A 20772-nucleotide genomic window follows, 5' to 3' on the forward strand; every position below is an offset into this window, starting at 1 on the left:
CCATGCTCTTCCTCCTGTCCCCGGCCAAGACGCTGGATTACACCTCGCCCCTCCCGGAGGTCGCGCACACGCTGCCGGACTTCGCCGGCGACGCCGCCCGCCTGATCGAGGTGCTGCGCCGCAAGTCCCCGGCCGAAGTCGCCAGCCTGATGTCCATCAGCGACCCGCTGGCGGCGCTGAACGTCGCCCGCTACCAGGCCTGGTCGCCCAAGTTCACGGCCCGCAACGCCCGGCAGGCGGTGCTGGCCTTCGACGGCGACGTGTACGACGGCCTGCAGGCGCGCCAGCTCGGCGCCCGGGAACTGGAGTGGGCGCAGCAGCACCTGCGCATCCTGAGCGGCCTCTACGGCGTGCTGCGCCCGCTGGACTGGATGCAGCCCTACCGGCTGGAGATGGGGACCTCGCTGAAGGTGGACGCCGCGGCCAACCTCTACCAGTACTGGGGCAGCCGCATCGCGGAGCACCTGAACGGCATCCTGGCCGCCGACAAGACGCCCGTGGTGATCAACCTCGCGTCGCAGGAATATTTCAGGGCCGTCGACCGCAAGGCGCTGAAGGCCCGCGTCGTCGAGTGCGTGTTCGAGGAATGGCGCCCGGGCGGCTGGAAGATCATCAGCTTCTCCGCCAAGAAGGCGCGCGGCCTGATGGCACGCTACGCGATCACGCACCGCGTGGAGACCCCGCGCAAGCTCGAGAATTTCAACCTCGAAGGCTATGCCTTCGACCCGGCCGCGTCGGAACCCGACCGGCTGGTGTTCCGGCGAAGGACCGCAGCATGAGCATGACGCAGACGCAGCAGCAGGTCACCCCCGAGCTGCGCAAGTGGATCGTGGAACAGGCCCAGGCCGGCCACGGCGCCGAATCGGTGCTCAAGGCCATGCTGGCTTCCGGCTGGAACGAGGACGTGGCGGTCGAGGCCATGGAAAGCACCTTGCGCGGCCACCTGGAGCAGCAGGCGGTGGGCCAGGGGCTGCCCGCATCGGTGCCGGTGCCCGAGCCGAAGCTGGAGGAGTCGCCCTTGTACCTGGACGCCGGCGACCGCCGCGTGGCCGTGCTGCAGGCGATGGCCCATCCGCGCGTCGTGGTGTTCGGCGACCTGCTGTCCGCGGAGGAATGCGACCAGCTGATCGAGCTCGCCAAGCCGCGGCTGGCGCGCTCGCTGACGGTCGCCACCAAGACGGGCGGCGAGGAGGTCAACGCCGACCGGACCAGCAACGGCATGTTCTTCCAGCGCGGCGAGAACGAGCTGGTGCGCCGCATCGAGCAGCGCATCGCCCGGCTCGTGAACTGGCCCGAGGAGAACGGCGAGGGCCTGCAGATCCTGCACTATGTCCCGGGCGCGGAATACAAGCCGCACTACGACTACTTCGATCCCAACGAGCCGGGCACGCCCACCATCCTGCGCCGCGGCGGCCAGCGCGTGGGCACCATCGTCATGTACCTCGCCGAGCCGGAGAAGGGCGGCGGCACGGTGTTCCCCGACGTGCACCTGGAAGTCGCGCCCAAGCGCGGCAACGCCGTGTTCTTCAGCTACGAGCGCGCGCATCCGTCCACGCGCACGCTGCATGGCGGCGCGCCGGTGCTGGCCGGCGAGAAGTGGATCGCCACCAAGTGGCTGCGCGAGCGCCGCTTCGAATGAAGGTCCAGGCGAACGGCCTCGCGATCGAGGTCGAGGACACGGGGCCGCACGGCGCCCCGCCCGTGCTCCTGGTCATGGGGCTGGGCATGCAGCTCACGGCCTGGCCCGCTTCCTTCGTCGAGACGCTGGTGCGCGCCGGCCACCGCGTGATCCGCTTCGACAACCGCGACATCGGCCTGTCCGCGCGCCTGGACCACCTGGCCGTGCCCAACCTGCTGTGGGAGGGCATGAAGGTGCGGTTCGGCCTGCCGGTGCGTGCGCCGTACAGCGTCGCCGACATGGCGGCGGACGCGTTCGGCGTGCTGGACGCCCTGGGCGTGCGCGAAGCGCACGTCGTGGGGGCCAGCATGGGCGGCATGATCGCGCAGCGCATGGCGCTGGCGGCGCCGGAGCGCGTCCTCAGCCTCACCAGCATCATGAGTTCCAGCGGCGCGCGCCACCTGCCCGGGCCGCGGCCGCAGGTGCTGCAGGTGCTGATGTCGCGGCCGAAGGACCACAGCGAGCCTGCGGTGCTCGCGCACTACGTGCGGCTGTTCCAGGCGATCGGCAGCCCCGGCTACCCGATCCCGCCCGACGAATTGCGCAAGCGCATCCGCGAATCGATGCGGCGCGGCGGCTACCGGCCCGCGGGCAGCGCCCGGCAGATGGCGGCCATCGTCGCGGACACCTCGCGGGCGCAGGAACTGCGGTCGCTGCGCGTGCCGACGCTGGTGCTGCACGGCGCCGACGACCCGCTCGTGCCGCTCGCGTGCGGCGAGGACACCGCGCGGCGCATTCCCGGCGCGCAGCTGGTGACGGTGCCCGGGCTCGGCCATGACCTGCCGCCAGGTGGGGTCGAGCGCCTGCTCGAACCCCTGCTGCCGCATCTGGCGGTAGGCTCGCAGCGATGAATTCCCCCGAGCAGTCGCAGCTGGGCAAGCCCGTCGCGTACCCCGACCAGTACGACGCGGCCCTGCTGTACCCCATCGCGCGCGCGCCCAAGCGCGAGGAAATCGGCATCGCCGGCGCGCCGCCCTTCTTCGGCGCGGACCTGTGGACCGCCTACGAAGTCAGCTGGCTGAACCCGCGCGGCAAGCCGCAGGTGGCGCTGGCGCACATCACCATCCCTTGCGAGACGCCCAACATCGTCGAGAGCAAGTCGCTGAAGCTCTACCTGGGCAGCTTCAACGGCACGGCGTTCGCCAGCGCGGACGAAGTGCGGGAACGGCTGCGCAAGGACATCGGCGAGGCGGTGTGGCGCGGGGCGCCTGCGCCTGCGTCCATCGGCGTGCGGCTGGTCCTTCCGGACATGTTCGATGCGCAGCAGGTGCAGGAGCTCGACGGCCTGAGCCTCGACCGCCTCGACATCGAGTGCACGCACTACACGCCCGCACCCGAGCTGCTCACCTCCGCGGTGGACGAGCAGCCGGTGGAAGAAGTGCTGACCAGCAACCTGCTGAAGAGCAATTGCCTGGTGACGGGGCAGCCCGACTGGGGAAGCATCCAGATCCGCTACACCGGGCCGCAGATCGACCAGGGCGGGCTGCTGCGCTACCTCGTGAGCTTCCGCAACCACGACGAATTCCACGAGCAGTGCGTGGAGCGCATCTTCATGGACGTGTGGCGCCGCTGCAAGCCGTCGCGCCTGGCGGTGTACGCCCGCTACACGCGCCGCGGCGGGCTGGACATCAACCCGCTGCGCACCAGCCACCCGATGGCGCTGCCGGCCAACGTGCGGAACGCGCGGCAGTAAGCCTCAGTTCACGGCCAGCAGCCAGTCGCAGCGCAGGCGCTTCTCGCGGTGCGCCCGCTTGCGCCACAGCACATAGAGCTTGGGCGCGGACATGGCCAGGGCGAGGACGGGCGCGATCCACAGCGCACCGAACACGAAAGCGGGAATCCAGCCCACCCAGCCCGCCAGCCACACCGTGAGCATCGCGTCCCAGGCGTTGCATTCGATCGGGTGTTCGCGCTGGTGGGCGACGTGCCAGCGTTTGATGCGTTGCAGGGCGTCGAGGTCCATGCGGTTCAATGTAAGTTCCGCGTAAGGACCTGTCCATGGGACGTTGGGCGTACTCGCGTGTCAGCCGGTGCCGCTTGCGGAGCCGAGGCCGTGAAACAAGTCCGGCGTGGGCTCCGCCGCGGCGGGCGCGGCTTCAGGCTGCGCGGGAATGGCGTCCGCCCTGGCCAGCTTGCCGACGCGAACGCCGAGCAGGCGCAGGCGCGGGCCCAGGTCCACCCGTTTCAGGCACTGGCCCGCGGCACGGCGGATGGTGGCCGCTTCGTCCGTGTACTCCTCCAGCGTGACGTCGCGTGTTGCCGTGCGGAAATCCTCGTAACGAAGCTTGATGCCGATGGTGCGGCCCACGTAGCCCTTGCGCCGCAGGTCGCCCGCGACGCGCGTGCACAGGTCGGTGAAGATCGCGCCCAGCTCCGCGCGGTCGCGCACGGCGTGCAGATCGCGCTCGAAGGTGGTCTCGCGGCTCATGGACACCGGTTCGCTTTCGGTCACCACCGGCCGGTCGTCGCGGCCCCAGGCGGCGTCGTGCATCCAGCGGCCGTAGGACTGCCCGAAGTTGTCGACCAGCCACTCGGGCGTCTGGGCGGCGATGTCGCCGATGGTGTGCAGGTGCAGGCGGTGCAGCTTGGCCTCGGACTTCGGGCCGATGCCGTTGATCTTGCGCACCGGCAGCGGCCAGATGCGCGTCTGCACGTCCTGCTCGTGGACGACCGAGATGCCGTTCGGTTTCTCGAACTCGCTCGCCATCTTGGCGATCAGCTTGTTCGGCGCGACGCCGATCGAGCAGGTGAGGCCGGTCGCCTCGAAGATGGATTTCTGGATCAGGCGCGCGAGCACGCGCCCGCCTTCGCGCTGTCCGCCGGGGACGTCCGTGAAGTCGATGTAGACCTCGTCGATGCCGCGGTCCTCCACCAGCGGCGCGATCTCCCGGATCACGGACTTGAAGGTGCGCGAGAAGCGGCGCACCTCGTCGAAGTCCACCGGCAGCACGATGGCCTGCGGACAGAGCTTGGCCGCCTTCATCATCCCCATCGCGGAGCCGACACCGAACTGGCGCGCGGGGTAGGTCGCGGTGGTGATCACGCCGCGGCCGACGTAGTCCTTCAGCAGCGGAAAGGCGTCCGGGGGGATCTGCGCGAGCGGCCGGTCGGCGTAGCGCTCGCGGATCATGTCGTCGACGCGCCGGCGCCCGCCGCCGATCACGACCGGCAGGCCCTTGAGCTGCGGATAGCGCAGCAGCTCCACGGACGCGAAGAAGGCGTCCATGTCGAGGTGGGCGATGCGGCGCAGGCGGGTCACTGCGCGATTGTGCAGTGGCGCGGCCGGTGCGGTTGACTTGCGACAAGGCGGCCCGCCGCTGCGCGGGGGATGATCGCCGCATGGATCGTTGGGAAGAAGAAGACGGCGCCGCGGGCGCCGGGACGGTGGTCGCGCGCGTCGTCTACGCAAGCCGCGCCGAGGCGCGCGGCGGCATCTACGCGCAGATGGAAAGCATCCGCGCGAGCGCGCTGAGACACAACGAGCCGGCGGGCGTCGCGACGGCGCTGCTGTACCAGGCCGGCTGGTTCGTGCAATGGAAGGAAGGCCCCGCGGACGCCGTGCTGCGCATCATGGACCGCGTGGCCACGGACCCGCGGCACCGCGACCTGCGCACGGTGCACCGCAGCCGCGGGCCACGGCTGCTGTGCGGGCCGTGGTCCATGGCGATCGTGCAGAGCGGGGAGACGCCGTTCGACATGGAGCGGCGCGTGCTGGCGCTGAAACGCGAAGTGGACGCCGGCGAAGTCTTCACGCCGCCGGCGATCTGGCGGCGCCTTTCGACGCCGCTGCGCCATCCCGGCTCGCTGCTGCAGCAGGAGGCGGACGCCTTCCAGCGCGTGCTCGTGTGCTCGGCGCAGGGCAGCGATGCGTTCGCCCTCGTGGAGTGGCTCGCGCGCCGCCACGGTGCGGACGTCGTGCGGCGACGCTTCGCCGGCGGCCACGGGCAGGACGTCGGCACCGACTACATCGACCTGCTGCAGGACGGCCGGCTGCTGCGCGTGATCGCCATGGCGCGGCACGGGCTGCACCTGCCGCTCACGCGGGCCTTCCTGCCGGACTACTCGCACGTGGTGCTGCTGCTGGCGGAGGACGCCGACGCGAACGCGCAGCTGATGGTGCGCGTGCTCTCGGCGCTGCGCCCGCTGGAGGATCCGCCGGCGCTGCTCGGGATCGCTCGCACGGCGCAAAGGCATGCCGAACCCGCGGCGCTGGCGCAGCGCTTCGGCCTGGACTACGCGTCGGCCGAGGCGGACGTCACGCATCCGGCCGGCTGCTGGCAGGAGCTGCAGCCCCTGCTCGCAGGCGAACGCGTTCAGTAGCTCCCGGGCAGCAGGATGCTGCGGTCCACGTCGCGGATGTCCGTGCGGCCGCAGAAGGCCATGGAGAGGTCCAGCTCGTTGCGGATGATCTCCAGCGCCCGCTCCACGCCTTCCTGCCCCATGGCGCCCAGGCCATAGAGCATCGCGCGGCCGATGTAGACGCCGCGCGCGCCCAGGGCCACCGCCTTGAGCACGTGCTGGCCGGAGCGCACGCCGCCGTCCATGTGCACCTCGATGCGGTCGCCCACCGCCTCGACGATGTCGGGCAGGGCCGAGATGGAGGAGGGCGCGCCATCGAGCTGGCGGCCGCCATGGTTGGACACGATCACGGCGTCGGCGCCGGATTCCGCGGCGAGCCGCGCGTCCTCGACGTCCTGCACGCCCTTGAGGATCAGCTTGCCGCCCCAGCGGCTCTTGATCCACGCGACGTCGTTCCAGGACAGGCGCGGGTCGAACTGCTTGGCCGTCCACTCCGACAGCGAGCCCATGTTCTCGACGCCCTTCACGTGGCCGACGATGTTGCCGAACTGGCGGCGCCTGGTGCCCAGCATGCCGAGGCACCAGCGGGGCTTGGTCGCGAGGTTCACGAGGTTGGCGAACGTCGGCTTCGGGGGCGCCGAGAGGCCGTTCTTCAGGTCCTTGTGCCGCTGGCCGAGGATCTGCAGGTCGAGCGTCAGCACCAGCGCGGAGCAGTTGGCGGCCTTCGCGCGGTCGATCAGGCTCTCGATGAAGCCGCGGTCGCGCATCACGTACAGCTGGAACCAGAAGGGATGCCGGCCCGTGCCTTCGGCGACGTCCTCGATCGAGCAGATGCTCATGGTGGACAGGGTGAACGGGATGCCCATGGCCTTGGCCGCGCGCGCGGCGAGGATCTCGCCGTCCGCATGCTGCATGCCGGTCAGGCCGGTGGGCGCGATCGCGACGGGCATCGCCACGTCCTGGCCGACCATCGTCGTGCGCAGGCTGCGGCCTTCCATGTTCACCGCCACGCGCTGGCGCAGCAGGATGCGCTCGAAGTCGGCTTCGTTGGCGCGGTACGTGCTCTCGGTCCAGGACCCCGAGTCGGCGTAGTCGTAGAACATCCGGGGCACGCGCTTCTTCGCGAGCACGCGCAGGTCCTCGATGTTGGTGATGACGGGCAAGACGGTCTCCTCCTTCTGCGCCGAGGATGGTAACGGCTCCCCGCGGCCGGCGCGCTGAAGTTTTTTCGCCGCGGCCTCGGTGAAGTTCACGCGAGGCGGTTGACCCCGATCAACCGGACGGGCCGGCCCGGCTTCTACAGTTCGGCGTCCCAACACTGGAGCGCTGTTTGTCCCCGATCGAGCTTTTCCGCAACGAGCACCATGCCTGCCTGATGTTCACCGACCTCATGGACGAGGACGGCCAGGCGGTGCAGTCCAACCAGTTCCTGGTCGTCGACCACGGCGTCGGCGCCATCATCGACCCGGGCGGCAACATCGCGTTCAACGAACTGTTCATGGCGCTCACGCGCTGGTTCCCGGCGCAGAACCTCAGCTACGTGGTGGCCTCGCATGCGGACCCGGACATCATCGCCTCGCTGGACCGCTGGATGACCTCCACCCGGGCGAAGCTGGTGATCTCGCGCATCTGGGAGCGATTCGCGCCGCACTTCACCAAGGCCGGCAAGACCGAGGACCGCGTCATCGGCGTGCCGGACGCAGGCGGCAAGCTGCCCCTGGGCAAGAGCGAGCTGTGGCTGCTGCCCGCGCACTTCATGCACGCGGAGGGCAACTTCCACTTCTACGACCCCGTGAGCAAGATCCTCTTCACGGGCGACCTGGGCGTGTCGATGATGACGGGCGAGGAGGCGCGCACGCCGGTGAAGGACCTGCGGCCGCACGTGGCGCGCATGGAAGGCTTCCACCGCCGCTACATGGTGAGCAACAAGATCCTGCGCCTGTGGACGCAGATGGCCCGCGGCCTCGACGTGAAGATGCTCGTGCCGCAGCACGGCGCTCCCATCGTCGGCAAGCAGGCGATCGCGGAGTTCTACGACTGGATCGAGAACCTGCGCTGCGGCGTGGACCTCTTCGACGAACGCAACTACCAGGTGCCGACGGCGCGCATCGATCCGCAGTCGAACCGGGTGACGGCGGCGCTGCGGGTGGCGTAGCAGGGAAGTGGTGCGCGCGGGGCCGTCGGATGGCTTGCCCCGGGGCCCGTAGGCTGGGTTGCCCGCAGGGCACCCCAGCTTCCCGCCGTCTGCGCACGCTGGGGTGCGCTTCGCGCAACCCAGCCTACGGGCCGACGGAGGGCGGCGCTACGCCCCCAGGCGCTGGCGGTGCCGCTCCACCTGCGCCTTCACCTGCGCCGGCGCCGTCCCGCCCAGCGTGTTGCGGGCGTTCAGCGATCCGCGCAGCGAGAGGTGGTCGTAGACGTCCTTCTCGATCGATGCGTTGAACTGCTTCAGCACCGCCAGCGGCAGCTCCGACAGGTCGCAGTTGTGCGACTGCGCCGCCTTCACCGCGTGCGCCACGGTTTCGTGGGCGTCGCGGAAGGGCAGGCCCTTCTTCACCAGGTAGTCGGCGAGGTCCGTGGCGGTGGCGTAGCCCTTCAGCGCCGCCTGCTCCATCGCCTGCGGCACCACGGTGATGCCGCCCGCCATCTCCGCGAAGATGCGCAGCGTGTCCTTGAGCGTGTCGACGGTGTCGAACAGCGGCTCCTTGTCTTCCTGGTTGTCCTTGTTGTAGGCCAGGGGCTGGCCCTTCATCAGCGTGATGAGCGCCATCAGGTGGCCCACCACGCGGCCCGTCTTGCCGCGGGCGAGCTCGGGGACGTCGGGGTTCTTCTTCTGCGGCATGATCGACGAACCGGTGGTGAAGCGGTCGGCGATGCGGATGAAGCCGAAGTTCTGCGACATCCACAGGATCAGCTCCTCGGACATGCGGCTCACGTGCACCATCACCAGCGAAGCGGCGGCGGTGAACTCGATGGCGAAGTCGCGGTCGCTGACGGCGTCCAGCGAGTTCTGGCAGACGCCTTCCATGCCCAGCTCCTTCGCCACGAACTCGCGGTCCAGCGGGTACGTCGTGCCGGCCAGGGCGGCGGAGCCGAGCGGCAGCCGGTTGACCCGCTTGCGCACGTCCAGCATGCGCTCGTGGTCGCGCGCGAACATTTCCACGTAGGCCAGCATGTGGTGGCCGAAGCTCACGGGCTGCGCCACCTGCAGGTGCGTGAAGCCGGGGAGCACGACGTCCACGTTCGCTTCCGCCAGGCCCAGGAGCGCCTTCTGCAGCTCCTGCAGCAGGTCGGCGATGACGTCGATCTCGCCCCGCAGCCACAGGCGCACGTCGGTGGCGACCTGGTCGTTGCGGCTGCGGCCGGTGTGCAGGCGCTTGCCCGCGTCGCCCACCAATTGGGTCAGGCGGGCCTCGATGTTCAGGTGCACGTCCTCCAGGTCCAGCTTCCACTCGAAGGCACCGGAGCCGATTTCCTGGCGGATCTGGTTCATCCCGCGGCGGATGTCGGCCAGGTCCGTTGCGGAAATGACACCCTGTTTTTGCAACATCGCGGCGTGCGCCAGGGAGCCGGCGATGTCGGCCTGCCACAGCCTCTTGTCGAAGAACACGCTGGCGGTGTAGCGTTTGACGAGATCGCTCATGGGTTCGCTGAAAAGGGCGGACCAGGCCTCGGACTTGTGATCGAGTTGGCTCATAGGAGGTGCACGGATGCGCTGGGGGATGGGCAGGGCGGTCGCTTCACCAATAATGCGGGCAGGAAGGGGGCCCGGCGGGGCGCGCGTGAGCGCGCACTGACTCTGATGGACGACTCACAACTATTATCCGCGTTCCAGGAACTGTCCCGTCCCGAGGCGACGGCGAAGCCGCGCCCGCGGATGGCTTTCGACGTGTGCCAGACGGGCGTCGTGCTGCGCGTCGTCCTGTTCGTGGAGGGCGTGCTGGCGGTGGCCGCGGTCTTCGGCAGCGGCAGCGTCACGGAATGGCTGCAGCGCTTCGCCGTCACCAGCGGCGCCGCCGTGCCCGTCACGGCCGGCTGGCTGTTGCTCACCTGCGCCAGCGAGAGGCTGCTGGCGCGCCTGCCGTCCGCGGGCCAGCAGGCCTTCTGCATGGCGCTCGGCGCGATCGCCGGGCTCACCGCCTGCGCCCTGCTGTCCGTGGTGGGGATGCTCGGCTCGCCGCCCTGGCTCGGTGGCGGCCTGGCCGGCGCCTTGCTGGCGGGCGTGGTGGTCACGGCGCTCGTCCTGCGGGACAAGGGCCGCATGCCGGCGGAGACGGCCGCCCGCCTCGCGGAGCTGCAGGCGCGCATCCGGCCCCATTTCCTGTTCAACAGCCTGAACAGCGCCATTGCCCTCGTGCGGGAGGAGCCGGCGCGGGCCGAGCACCTGCTGGAGGACCTGAGCGAGCTGTTCCGCCACGTGCTCGTCGCCAAGGCGGACGCGGCGACCCTGGCGGAGGAGGTGCAGGTGGCGCGCCACTACCTGGACATCGAGCAGGTGCGTTTCGGCGAGCGGCTGCGGGTGCAGTGGTCCATCGACCCCGACGCGGGCAAGGCCAGGGTGCCGGCCTTGTTCCTGCAGCCCTTGGTGGAGAATGCGGTCAAGCACGGCGTCGAGCCGAGTCCGACCGGAGCGGACGTGAAGGTCACCACCCAGAAGAGGGGCAGCGTGGTGGTGATCAAGGTGACGAACACGGTGCCCGCCGGCCAGGGGAAGCCCGGGCACGGCGTGGCGCTCGACAATGTACGCGACCGCCTGAGGCTGCTGCACGACGTGCAGGCGCAATTCCAGACGGCGCTGATCGACGGACGCTACCAGGTGCGCATGGAAGTGCCTGCGTAGCGAGAGGAAGACTTGGAGGGGAACCATGGGCCTGAAGATGCTGTTGGTCGATGACGAGCCGCTGGCGCGCTCGCGCCTGCGCACGCTGCTGGCGGACTGCAAGGCGCCGGCCGCGGAAGTCGCGGGGGAGGCCGCCAACGCGGCGCAGGCGATGGAGCACCTGCGCCGCCAGGCGTTCGACGGCGTGTTGCTGGACATCCACATGCCCGGTGCCGACGGCCTCGCGCTCGCGCAGGTGCTGCGCACGCTGCCGGAGCCACCCGCGGTGGTCTTCGTGACGGCCTATGCGGAGCACGCGGTCACCGCCTTCGAGCTGGAGGCCGTGGACTACCTGACCAAGCCCGTGCGGCTGGAGCGCCTGGAGCAGGCCCTCGCCCGGGTGGAGAAGGCCCGCCAGGCCCGCTCCGGCGGCGCCGAGGCGGAGCAGGAGGTGCTGGTGATCCAGGACCGGGGCCGCACCGAGCGGGTGCCGGTCAACGAGGTCCTGTACTTCAAGGCCGAACTGAAGTACATCACGGTCCGCACCGCGGCCAGAAGCTATATCCTCGACGGTTCCCTCAGCGACCTCGAGGAGCGCCACGGCGGGCAGTTCCTGCGCGTGCACCGCAACGCGCTGGTGTCCCGCCGCGCGGTCCGCGCCCTCGAGAAGCACTTCGATGCGGAGGAGGGCGAAGGCTGGGCGGTACGCCTGAACGGGGTCGAAGAATCCCTGTCCGTGTCGCGCCGGCAGCTGAGCGCGGTGCGGGAGGCGCTCGCAAGCTGAGTGGTGCGAGGAAACGGGGACTCGCCGGAGTGACAAGTCCAAAAGTGAGTTCCGAACCTTCCGATCCGTCCGACATCGACGACCTTCCGCGCACGCCGGTCGACCCGAAAGACCCGCCGCACGTGCTGCTGCACATGCCGGAGAACGCGCGCAACGTCGCGCTCACGGTGCTCGTGGTCATCGCCATCCTCGCCGTGCTGCGGTGGGCGAGCGGCTTCTTCATCCCGCTGATGCTGGGGCTGGTCTTCAGCTATGCGCTGTCCCCCGTCGTCGACTGGCTGCAGGCCCGCAAGGTCCCGCGGGCGCTCAGCGCCGCGGTGCTGATCCTCGGCATCCTCGGCGGCACGGGCGGCTCCGTCTACGCCCTGGCCGACGACGCCAACGAGCTGATCGCCTCGCTGCCCGATGCCGCGCGCAAGGTGCGCGACGTGCTGCGCAAGCCGAAGAAGGAAGCCTCCACGCTGGAGACCGTGCAGCAGGCCGCCACCGAGCTGCAGAAGGCCACCGAAGGCGCGCCCGCCGGCGGCACGCCCCGGGGCGTCCAGCGGGTGATCGTGGAGAAGCCGCGCTTCGACCTGCGCGACCACCTCTGGACCGGCACCATCGGCCTGGCGAACGTCGTCGGCCAGACGGTGATCATCACCTTCCTCACCTACTTCCTGCTGCTCTCGGGGGACACCTTCCGCCGCAAGCTGGTGAAGATCGCCGGCCCGGGCCTCGCCGAGAAGAAGCTCACCGTGCAGGCGCTGGACGAGATCAATGCGCAGATGCAGCGCTACCTGCTGGTGCAGCTGGTGGCGAGCGTGGCGGTGGGCGTGTGCACGGGCATCGCCTTCGCGCTCCTGGGCCTGAACCACGCGGCGGTGTGGGGCGTGGCCGCGGGCGTGCTGAACCTCGTGCCCTACGTCGGCTCCGTGGTGGTCACGGGTGGTGCTGCGCTCGTCGCCTTCCTGCAGTTCAACGGCAGCGTCAACATGGCGCTGGCCGTGGCCGGCGTTTCGCTCCTGATCAACACCATCGAAGGCAACCTGCTGGTGCCGCTGGCCACCAGCCGCGCGAGCAGCATGAACCCCGTCGCCGTCTTCATCGGCGTGCTCGCCTGGGGGTGGCTCTGGGGCGTGTGGGGCCTGCTGCTCGGGATCCCCATCCTCATGGCGGTGAAGGCGGTCTGCGACCGCGTGGACCACCTCAAGCCGATCGGGGAGCTCCTGGGCAACTAGGCGCGCAGGATGGGCGTCGCGCGGATCTTGCGCTGCAGCTGCATCACGCCGTAGAGGAGTGCCTCGGGCGTGGGCGGGCAGCCCGGCACGTAGACGTCCACGGGGAGGATGCGGTCGCAGCCGCGCACCACGGAATAGGCGTAGTGGTAGTAGCCCCCACCGTTGGCGCAGGACCCCATGGAGATGACGTAGCGCGGCTCCGCCATCTGGTCGTACACCTTGCGGATCGCGGGCGCCATCTTGTTGGTGAGGGTGCCGGAGACGATCATCAGGTCCGCCTGGCGCGGGCTGGCGCGGGGGATCATGCTGAAGCGGTCGAAGTCGTAGCGGGCCGCGGCGGTGTGCATCATCTCCACGGCGCAGCAGGCGAGGCCGAAGGTCAGGTACCAGAGGCTGCCGGATTGCGCCGCGCGCAGCACCTCTTCGACGGTGCCGAGGGCATACGCGCCTTCGCCGGTGCGGAAGGGCGGGGGAACGAGGGACATGCCGCCACCTTAGGCGGCGTCGCCTTCTCCGTCTTGAAGAATCCGGACACGGGCGGGCGCAAGGGACCAGTCATGGGCATGGCGCAAGCGGGCGGGGCTCGCGTGCACGAAGTCCTGCGTGTCGCGCGTCAGGTGCGCCTGGTCCGCGTAACCGTGGCCTGCGGCCAGGCGGGCGAGCGCCGGTCGCGCCTCGGGGGCGAGCAGGCCTTGCAGCGCCTCCTCCCAGCGGCGCACGCGCAGCCAGGCCGCGGGGCCGAGGCCTTGCTGGCGCTGGAAGCGTCGGCGGTACTGGCGCTCGCTGCAGCCCACCGCGGCGGCTGCGCCGGCGACGCCGTGTTCCCGCAGCAGGGGGAGCGCCAGTTCGGGTGGGCGAAGGGAGGGAACCGCGTCTTCCAGCAGGCGCCATGCGGTGGCGAGCGCGTCGGCGTCGCCGCAGGCGCTCGCCAGCGCGGCGCAGAGGGCGTGCAGTCCGGGGTGCTGCAAGGCGTCGACGTCCACCAGCGCATCGACCAGGCCGTCCGGCCGCAGGCCCAGCCAGGGTTCCAGCAGGCCCGGGGCGAGCACGAGGCTCGCGGACGCCAGCGGTGCGCTCGCCGACGTTTCGCGCGGACGGGACGCGGGGCCGGCGAGGAAGCGCGGCGGCTGCAGCGTGCCGTCGCAGCGCACCTCCCCGGCCGTGACGACGTTCAGGCAGGCGAAGGTCGTTGCCTGCACGCGGGCGCGGAGGACATCGCCCGCATCCGCGTGCCGCAGCAGCACGCACACGGCCCAGGGGCGCAGCGCGGGAGGTGCGGCGTGCACCGCCAGCCGTTCGCGCGTCGCAGCCTGCATGGCGGGCGGATCAGGACTCCGGCAGGCCGAAGGCCTCGCGGGCCCACGCGTCCGGCGCGGTCTTGAAGGCGAGCGCCTCGACCTGCAGCCGTTCCGTGCCGATGAAGATCTTGCGGAATCCCGCGTTCCACAGCGCCAGCTCCAGCGACCGCGGCGTGAAGCCGGTCTTGTGGGCATAGAAGTCCTGCCCGGTGCGCTCGATCTCCTCGCCGTAGCCGTAGAGGACGTCCAGCACCGTGATCGGGCCCGCGGCGGACTGGTACAAGGTGTCCTCGACGTCGAGCTTGCGCTCCACGGCCTGCTGCATCACCGCCTGGAGGTCCGGCACGATGACGTGCGCGAAGCCGCCCGGCTTGAGCACGTGCTGGAAGCCCGCGAGCACCCGCGGCACCTCGTGCCGGTGGTAGTGCTCCAGGTTGTGCGAGCAGTAGACGGCGTCGACCTGCGCCGCCTCCAGGGTGGTGAGCTGGCGCGCGTCGCAGACGATGTCGACCGAGTCGCCGGGCTGGATGTCCAGCAGCAGGTGCTCGTAACCGGCATAGGCGGGCGGCAAGGGGATCTGCTTGCTGTTGCCGCCGACGTTCAGGACGCGCTTGTTGCTCATGCGCGGCACGGTAACACACCGCAACTCGCCGACAATCACGCCATGAGCGAAAACACCGAACGTCCCCCGCTGCCCGACCACCTCTCCGCCGACCCGCGCAGCCCGCACCACGTGAAGGAAATCTTCGAGCACGACGTCGGCATCCTCTTCAACGGCAAGGAGCGCACCGACGTCGAGGAGTACTGCATCAGCGAGGGCTGGGTGAGGGTGCCGGCGGGCAAGACGCTGGACCGCAAGGGACAGCCGCTGATGATCAAGCTCAAGGGGAAGGTCGAGGCGTTCTACAAGTGAGGACGGGCGGTGGGGTTCGCTGCGCTCACCTTCCGCGGCTGGCGCCGCGCCACCCTACAAGTCCGGATTCGTAGGGTGGCGGCGCGCAAGCGCCGGCAGGTGAGCGCAGCGAACCCCACCGAAGGGCCCCGCCTCACCCCGTATTCCGCAACCCCGCCGCGATCCCGTTGATCGCGAGGTGGATGCCGCGCCGCTCGCGCTCGTCGGCGCTGCGTTCGCGCCAGCGGCGCACCAGCTCCACCTGCAGGTGGTGCAGCGGGTCGATGTAGGGGAAGCGGTGGCGGATCGAGCGTGCGAGGGCGGGGTTGCCGGCGAGGCGCTGCTTCTCGCCGGAGATCAGGGCCATCGCGTCCACGGTCCGCTGCCACTCCGCTTCCATGGTCCCGAAGATGCGCTTGCGCAGGCGTGCGTCCGGCACGAGGTCCGCGTAGCGACGCGCCAGGGCCAGGTCGCTCTTGGCCAGCACCATGTCCATGTTGGAGAGCAGGGCCTTGAAGAAGGGCCACTGCCGGTACATCCGCTGCAGCAGCGCGGCCTGCTCCTTGCGGTCGCCGGCGGCGAGGAAGGCCTCGACGGCGGAACCGAAGCCGTACCAGCCGTTCAGCGTGAGGCGGCACTGCCCCCAGCTGAAGCTCCAGGGGATCGCACGCAGGTCCTCGATCCTCTGGGTCGCCTTGCGTGACGCCGGTCGCGAGCCGATGTTCAGCTCCGCGATCTCGCGGATCGGCGTCGCGCTGAAGAAGAAGTCCACGAAGCCCGGCGTCTCGTACACGAGCGCGCGGTACGCCTTCATGCTCGCCTGCGACAGCGCTTCGGCCGCCTGCAGGAAGGCCTTGGTCGCGGGCTTCGTCGGCTGCAGCAGCGTGGCTTCGAGCGTGGCGGCCACCAGCGTCTCCAGGTTGCGCCGCCCGATCTCGGGGTTCGCGTACTTGGAAGCGATCACCTCGCCCTGCTCGGTGAGGCGGATCTGCCCGCGCACCGTGCCGGGCGGCTGCGCCAGGATGGCCTGGTAGCTCGGGCCGCCGCCGCGGCCCACGGTGCCGCCGCGTCCGTGGAACAGGCGCAGCTGGATCTGGTGAGAGGCGGCGAGCTGGTCGAACAGTTCGACGAGCGCGATCTCGGCGCGGTACAGCTCCCAGTTGCTGGTGAAGATGCCGCCGTCCTTGTTGCTGTCGCTGTAGCCCAGCATGATGTCCTGCTCGCGGCCCGAGCGCTGCATCATCTTCGCGATGCCGGGGAGCGCGTAGAACTCGCGCATGATGGGCGCGGCATTGCGCAGGTCGGCGATGGTCTCGAACAGCGGGACGACGATCAGGTCGATGTGCGCGCCGTCATCGATCGTCCCGTGCAGCAGGCCGACTTCCTTCTGCAGCAGCATCACTTCCAGGAGGTCGCTCACCGCCTCGGTGTGGCTGATGATGTAGTGCCGGATCGCCTGCGGGCCGTAGCGTCCCCGCATCGCGACGGCCGTCTCGAAGATGGCCAGTTCCCTGCGCGCGTGCTCGCTGTAGTCGGCGCCCGGCACGCGCAAGGGACGCGCGTCGGCCAGCATCTTCATCAGCACGGCGCGCTTGCCCGCTTCGTCGAGGCCGCGGTAGCCCTTCTCCACGCGCGCCGTCGCGAGCAGCTCGGCGACGACCTCCTCGTGCTGCTCCGAGTTCTGCCGCAGGTCCACGGTGGCGAGGTGGAAGCCGAACACCTCCACCGCGCGGATCAGCGGATGCAGCCGCTGGTGCACCAGCGCGCCGCCGTGGTTCGCGCGCAGCGAGTCCTGCAGCGTGCGCAGGTCGGCAAGCAATTCCTCGGCGCGGAAGTACGGGTTCTGCGGCGGCAGCACGTGGCGCGCCGCATCGCCGCCGGTGAACTCCTTCAGCGAGCCGGCGAGCCGCGCGTACATCCAGTTGACGGCGCGCCGGTAAGGCTCGTCCAGCCGGTGCTCGTTGGTGTCGGGCGAGCTCTCGGCCAGCGCGCGCATCTGCGGCGTCACTTCCACCAGAAGGGCGGAGAGCGACAGTTCGCTGCCCAGCCAGAACAGTTCGGTGAGGTAGTGGCGCAAGGCCACTTCGCACTGGCGGCGCAGTGCGTACGCGAGCGTCTCCGCCGTCACGTTGGGGTTGCCGTCGCGGTCGCCGCCGATCCACTGCCCCATGCGCAGGAAGCTCGCCACCGGGTGCTGCCCCAGCGCGTGCTCCAGCTCGCCATACAGCTTGGGGATCTCGCGCAGGAAGGTCGCCTCGTAGTAGCTGAGGGCGGTCTCGATCTCGTCGGCCACGGTCAGCCTGGTGAAGCGCAGCAGGCGCGTCTGCCACAGCTGCTCCACGCGCGCGCGCATCTGCAACTCGTTGGCGGCGAGCTCGCGCGGCGCCAGCGCGTCGCGGGGCAGGGCGCGGCCCTTGATCTCGTCGCGCTCCGCGAGCAGGCGCGCGATGTCGCGCTCCGCATCCAGGATGCTCTTGCGCTGCACCTCCGTGGGATGCGCGGTCAGCACGGGAGACAGGTAGCTGTTCGCGAGCGTCTGCGACACGGTGCGCGCATGGATGCCGGCCCAGCGCAGTCGCGCGAGCGCCACCTCGATGCTGCCCTCCTGCGTGTCGCCCGCGCGCTCGTGCACCTCGCGGCGGCGGATGTGGTGCCGGTCCTCGGCGAGGTTGGCCAGGTGGCTGAAATAGGTGAAGGCGCGGATCACGCGCACCGCCTCGTCGCCGGAGAGCGTCTTCAGCAGCGACTTCAGCTCGCGGTCCGCGGCCTGGTCGTCATGGCGGCGGAAGGAGACGGAGAGCTTGCGGATGCGCTCCACCAGCTCGTAGGTGTCCACCCCCTCCTGCTCGCGGATCACGTCGCCGAGGATGCGGCCGAGCAGGCGGATGTCCTCGACGAGCGGCCGTTCGTTCTCCTTGGCACGCCGCGCGGGCGGCTGCTCGATCGCAGGCATGGATCGCTTCCTGTGGGGGGATGCGCGGGATGCTAGCATCGACCTTCCCCCATCGATTACGAACAGGTTACGACCTTGAGCCAGTTCACCATCGCCACGCGCGAAAGCCGCCTGGCCCTCTGGCAGGCCGAACACGTGCAGGCCCTGCTGGAACAGCGGGGCCACGCGGTGGCGCTGCTCGGGATGACCACCAAGGGCGACCAGATCCTCGACCGGTCCCTCAGCAAGGTCGGCGGCAAGGGCCTCTTCGTCAAGGAGCTCGAGGTCGCCCTGGAGGAAGGGCGCGCGGACCTCGCCGTGCATTCGCTCAAGGACGTGCCCATGGACCTGCCGGAGGGCTTCGCGCTCGCCTGCGTCATGGAGCGGGAAGACCCGCGCGATGCCTTCGTCTCCAACAAGTACCGGCAGCTTGCGGACCTGCCGCAGGGCGCCGTCGTCGGCACGTCCAGCCTGCGCCGCGTGGTGCTGCTGCGCGCGCTGCGCCCCGACCTGAAGATCGAGCCGCTGCGCGGCAACCTCGACACGCGCCTGCGCAAGCTCGACGACGGCCAGTACGACGGCATCGTGCTCGCCGCGGCGGGCCTCAAGCGCCTCGGGCTGGCCGGGCGCATCCGCCAGGTCTTCGAGCCGACCGAGATGCTGCCGGCCGCGGGGCAGGGCGCGCTGGGCATCGAGATCCGCGCCGCGCGCGGCGACGTCGCCGAGGCGCTCGCGCCGCTCGCCAACCAGTCCACCTGGCTCGCCGTCGCGGCCGAGCGCGCCGTGAGCCGTTCCATGGGCGGCAGCTGCTCCATGCCGCTCGCCGCGCACGCGCACTTCGAGGGCGAATACCTGCAGCTGAACGCCGCCTGGGGCGATCCCGACCAGGCCGGCGTGCTGGTGCGCGCCCGCAGCGCGGACGTGGTGGCGGACCTGGAGCAGGCCGCGGCCCTCGGCGAGGCCGTCGCGGCGCGCCTGCGCGCCGGCGGGGCCCGCTAGCCGATGCGCGTCGTCCTCACGCGCCCGGTGCCCGAAGCCGAGCGCTGGGCGGCGCGCCTGCGGGAGCGCGGCATCGACGCGCTCGTGCTCCCGCTGCTGGCCATCGGGCCCGCGCCCGATGCCACCGCCCTGGAGCAAGCCGCACGCGAGGCGGACCGTTACGCTGCCGTCATGTTCGTGAGCGCCAATGCGGTGCAAGGCTTCTTCGCGGCGCAACCCGTGTTCCGCCAGGCCCGCGCCTGGGCGCCCGGTCCGGCGACGCAGGACGCCTTGCGGCAGGCCGGCGTGCCGGACGCGCGCGTCGACGCTCCGGCGGCGGACGCGGCCCAGTTCGACTCGGAAAACCTGTGGCAGCAGGTGCAGGGGCAGCTCGCGCGGGGCGACCGCCTGCTGCTCGTGCGCGGCGGCGACGGCGACGGCCGCGGGCAGGGCCGTGACTGGCTTCTGCAGCAGCTGGAGGCGCTGGGCGTCGGGGTGGACATCGTCGTGGCCTACACGCGCGCGGCTCCCGCCTGGAGCGAGGCGCAGCGCGCAGCGGCCCGCGAGGCGGCCTCGGACGGCTCGCTGTGGCTCTTCAGCAGTTCGGAGGCCGCGGGGCACCTGCCGGCGCTCCTCCCCGGCCAGGACTGGTCCCGCGCCCGCGCGCTCGCGACGCACCCGCGCATCGCCGACAGCGTGCAGCGCCTCGGTTTCGGTCGCGTGGAGACCACACGCCCCGGGTGGGACGCGGTGCTCGCGTCGATAGAATCGACCCGATGAGTTCCCTGCCCCCGACGCCTCCGCCTCCGCCCGAGCTCCCGCCGGTGCTGCCGGCGACGCAGGGCACGCCAGTCGCTGCGCAGGTCCGCTCCGCCACCGTGTCGCGCGGGACCTTGATGGCGCTGGTGCTGGTCGCCGGCGCGGGTCTCCTGTCCAGCGTGATGCTGTGGCAGCGCCTGTCGAACATCCAGGAGCAGCTCGCGCGGCAAAGCGCGGACACCGGCGCCAACGCCATCGAGGCCCGCGCCCTCGCGCGCCAGGCGCAGGACGTGGCGCGCGACGCCGCCGCGCGGCAGGTGGTGCTGGAGTCGCGCCTCTCCGAAGTCGCGCTGCAGCGCGGCCAGCTGGAAGACCTGATCCAGAGCCTTTCGCGTTCGCGCGACGAGAACCTGGTGGTGGACATCGAATCGGCGCTGCGCCTCGCGCAGCAGCAGACGCAGCTCACGGGCAGCCCCGAGCCGCTGCTCGCCGCGTTGCGCACCGCCGACCAGCGCCTCGCGCGCGCGGCCCAGCCGCGCCTGGCGCGCCTGCGTGCTTCCATCACGCGCGACATCGAGCGCATCCGTTCCGCCACCGTCACCGACGTGCCGGGCCTGCTGGCGCGCCTCGACGACATCGTGCGGCAGGTCGACGACCTGCCGGTGGCCAATGCCGTGCCGGCGCGCTCGCTGACGGCGGACGCACCGCGCAGGCCCGCATCCGCCGTGGACGCCGGCCCGGCGCCCGTGGCCTGGTGGCACCGCTGGCGCGGTGCCGTGCTGGAAGAGGCGCGCGGGCTGGTGCGCGTGAGCCGCATCGACCAGCCCGAAGCGATGCTGGTGGCGCCGGAGCAGGCCTTCTTCCTGCGCGAGAACATGAAGCTGAAGCTGCTGAACGTGCGGCTGTCGCTGCTCGCGCGCCAGAACGAGGCCGCGCGCGCCGATGTCGCCGCGGCGAGCGCCGCCCTTTTCAAGTACTTCGACCCGGGCTCGCGCCGCACGCAGGCCGTGGCGGCGCAGCTGCAGCAGGTGCAGGGCCAGGTGCGCACGGCGGAGCTGCCGCGCATCGACGAGACGCTCGCCGCGCTGGCGACGCTCGGCGCCGGGAAGTAAG

21 protein-coding genes are annotated in these 20772 nt (G+C 70.7%); 13 read left to right on the forward strand and 8 right to left on the reverse strand.

Translation table 11 applies throughout. The annotated features are described in order from the left end of the window. Positions 1-2 precede the first annotated feature (2 nt). From yaaA to queF, 4 genes are read left to right on the forward strand one after another with little or no spacing between them, the layout of a single operon-like run. Entirely contained in the window at positions 3-779 is a 777-nt protein-coding gene (yaaA, locus tag H8N03_RS03220; RefSeq protein ID WP_187074668.1) for a peroxide stress protein YaaA, read from the forward strand. After that, positions 776-1639: a 2OG-Fe(II) oxygenase gene (locus H8N03_RS03225; RefSeq protein WP_187074669.1), complete on the forward strand. Its 864-nt coding sequence runs from the start codon at positions 776-778 to the stop codon at positions 1637-1639. The genes yaaA and H8N03_RS03225 overlap by 4 nt, the downstream gene beginning before the upstream one ends. Beyond that, positions 1636-2529 (forward strand): alpha/beta fold hydrolase, encoded by an 894-nt coding sequence (locus H8N03_RS03230; protein ID WP_187074670.1) that lies wholly within the window; start codon positions 1636-1638, stop codon positions 2527-2529. Before H8N03_RS03225 ends, H8N03_RS03230 begins: the two co-directional genes overlap by 4 nt. Beyond that, complete coding sequence (gene queF, locus H8N03_RS03235) at positions 2526-3371, forward strand: NADPH-dependent 7-cyano-7-deazaguanine reductase QueF (RefSeq protein ID WP_187074671.1); 846 nt, start codon at positions 2526-2528, stop codon at positions 3369-3371. Before H8N03_RS03230 ends, queF begins: the two co-directional genes overlap by 4 nt. 3 nt (positions 3372-3374) lie before the next feature. Here queF and H8N03_RS03240 read toward each other — a convergent pair whose 3' ends face one another. Together H8N03_RS03240 and dinB are read right to left on the reverse strand one after the other, a co-directional pair. Then, entirely contained in the window at positions 3375-3641 is a 267-nt protein-coding gene (locus H8N03_RS03240) for a hypothetical protein (protein WP_187074672.1), read from the reverse strand. Between the two features lie 60 nt (positions 3642-3701). Further along, positions 3702-4904: a DNA polymerase IV gene (gene dinB / locus H8N03_RS03245; protein WP_187075203.1), complete on the reverse strand. Its 1203-nt coding sequence runs from the start codon at positions 4902-4904 to the stop codon at positions 3702-3704. A 113-nt stretch (positions 4905-5017) separates the two neighbouring features. Here dinB and H8N03_RS03250 point away from each other — a divergent pair, with 113 nt between their 5' ends. Then, positions 5018-5998 (forward strand): BLUF domain-containing protein, encoded by a 981-nt coding sequence (locus H8N03_RS03250; RefSeq protein ID WP_187074673.1) that lies wholly within the window; start codon positions 5018-5020, stop codon positions 5996-5998. Here the strand turns inward: H8N03_RS03250 and H8N03_RS03255 are convergent. Continuing rightward, positions 5992-7140, reverse strand: coding sequence for an alpha-hydroxy acid oxidase (locus H8N03_RS03255; protein WP_187074674.1), 1149 nt, complete (start codon positions 7138-7140; stop codon positions 5992-5994). The two genes, H8N03_RS03250 and H8N03_RS03255, sit on opposite strands and share 7 nt — an antisense overlap. 212 nt (positions 7141-7352) lie before the next feature. Here H8N03_RS03255 and H8N03_RS03260 point away from each other — a divergent pair, with 212 nt between their 5' ends. After that, on the forward strand, positions 7353-8132 hold the full coding sequence (locus H8N03_RS03260; RefSeq protein ID WP_187075204.1) for an oxygen-binding di-iron domain-containing protein: 780 nt from the start codon (positions 7353-7355) through the stop codon (positions 8130-8132). A 147-nt stretch (positions 8133-8279) separates the two neighbouring features. On the opposite strand, the gene argH is transcribed toward H8N03_RS03260, so the two are convergent. Next, entirely contained in the window at positions 8280-9674 is a 1395-nt protein-coding gene (gene argH / locus H8N03_RS03265; RefSeq protein ID WP_187074675.1) for an argininosuccinate lyase, read from the reverse strand. Positions 9675-9779: 105 nt separating this feature from the next. Between argH and H8N03_RS03270 the strand changes: the two genes are divergently transcribed. The 3 genes from H8N03_RS03270 to H8N03_RS03280 are packed head-to-tail and all read left to right on the forward strand — an operon-like array spanning position 9780 to position 12800. Beyond that, positions 9780-10817 carry a sensor histidine kinase gene (locus tag H8N03_RS03270; protein ID WP_187074676.1) on the forward strand — a complete coding sequence of 346 codons (1038 nt, stop codon included), beginning with the start codon at positions 9780-9782 and terminating at the stop codon, positions 10815-10817. A gap of 25 nt (positions 10818-10842) precedes the next feature. After that, the gene (locus H8N03_RS03275) at positions 10843-11580 is read left to right on the forward strand and encodes a LytR/AlgR family response regulator transcription factor (protein ID WP_187074677.1); all 738 of its coding nucleotides are present in this window, start codon (positions 10843-10845) and stop codon (positions 11578-11580) included. A gap of 44 nt (positions 11581-11624) precedes the next feature. Further along, on the forward strand, positions 11625-12800 hold the full coding sequence (locus tag H8N03_RS03280; RefSeq protein WP_354005068.1) for an AI-2E family transporter: 1176 nt from the start codon (positions 11625-11627) through the stop codon (positions 12798-12800). Here H8N03_RS03280 and H8N03_RS03285 read toward each other — a convergent pair. From H8N03_RS03285 to H8N03_RS03295, 3 genes are read right to left on the reverse strand one after another with little or no spacing between them, the layout of a single operon-like run. After that, complete coding sequence (locus H8N03_RS03285; protein WP_187074678.1) at positions 12797-13285, reverse strand: NuoB/complex I 20 kDa subunit family protein; 489 nt, start codon at positions 13283-13285, stop codon at positions 12797-12799. The genes H8N03_RS03280 and H8N03_RS03285 overlap by 4 nt on opposite strands. Positions 13286-13294: 9 nt before the next feature. Continuing rightward, the gene (locus H8N03_RS03290) at positions 13295-14116 is read right to left on the reverse strand and encodes a helix-turn-helix domain-containing protein (protein WP_187074679.1); all 822 of its coding nucleotides are present in this window, start codon (positions 14114-14116) and stop codon (positions 13295-13297) included. 10 nt (positions 14117-14126) lie between these two features. Continuing rightward, positions 14127-14720, reverse strand: coding sequence for a class I SAM-dependent methyltransferase (locus H8N03_RS03295; RefSeq protein WP_187074680.1), 594 nt, complete (start codon positions 14718-14720; stop codon positions 14127-14129). Positions 14721-14762: 42 nt separating this feature from the next. Between H8N03_RS03295 and H8N03_RS03300 the strand changes: the two genes are divergently transcribed. Then, the gene (locus tag H8N03_RS03300) at positions 14763-15011 is read left to right on the forward strand and encodes a DUF3297 family protein (RefSeq protein WP_187074681.1); all 249 of its coding nucleotides are present in this window, start codon (positions 14763-14765) and stop codon (positions 15009-15011) included. 133 nt (positions 15012-15144) lie between these two features. On the opposite strand, the gene ppc is transcribed toward H8N03_RS03300, so the two are convergent. Further along, a complete protein-coding gene (ppc, locus tag H8N03_RS03305; RefSeq protein ID WP_187074682.1) occupies positions 15145-17943 on the reverse strand; it encodes a phosphoenolpyruvate carboxylase in 2799 nt (932 codons plus the stop codon). Between the two features lie 75 nt (positions 17944-18018). On the opposite strand from ppc, the gene hemC reads away from it, so the two are divergent. Genes hemC through H8N03_RS03320 form a run of 3 tightly spaced genes read left to right on the forward strand, consistent with a single transcriptional unit; the run spans position 18019 to position 20771 of the window. Continuing rightward, positions 18019-18921, forward strand: coding sequence for a hydroxymethylbilane synthase (gene hemC / locus H8N03_RS03310; RefSeq protein WP_187074683.1), 903 nt, complete (start codon positions 18019-18021; stop codon positions 18919-18921). A gap of 3 nt (positions 18922-18924) precedes the next feature. Then, positions 18925-19680 carry a uroporphyrinogen-III synthase gene (locus H8N03_RS03315; protein ID WP_187074684.1) on the forward strand — a complete coding sequence of 252 codons (756 nt, stop codon included), beginning with the start codon at positions 18925-18927 and terminating at the stop codon, positions 19678-19680. After that, a complete protein-coding gene (locus tag H8N03_RS03320) occupies positions 19677-20771 on the forward strand; it encodes a uroporphyrinogen-III C-methyltransferase (RefSeq protein WP_187074685.1) in 1095 nt (364 codons plus the stop codon). The genes H8N03_RS03315 and H8N03_RS03320 overlap by 4 nt, the downstream gene beginning before the upstream one ends. The last annotated feature ends 1 nt before the right edge of the window (position 20772 follow it).

The organism is Ramlibacter cellulosilyticus, from assembly GCF_014297465.1.
Taxonomy (GTDB): Bacteria; Pseudomonadota; Gammaproteobacteria; order Burkholderiales; family Burkholderiaceae_C; genus Ramlibacter; species Ramlibacter cellulosilyticus.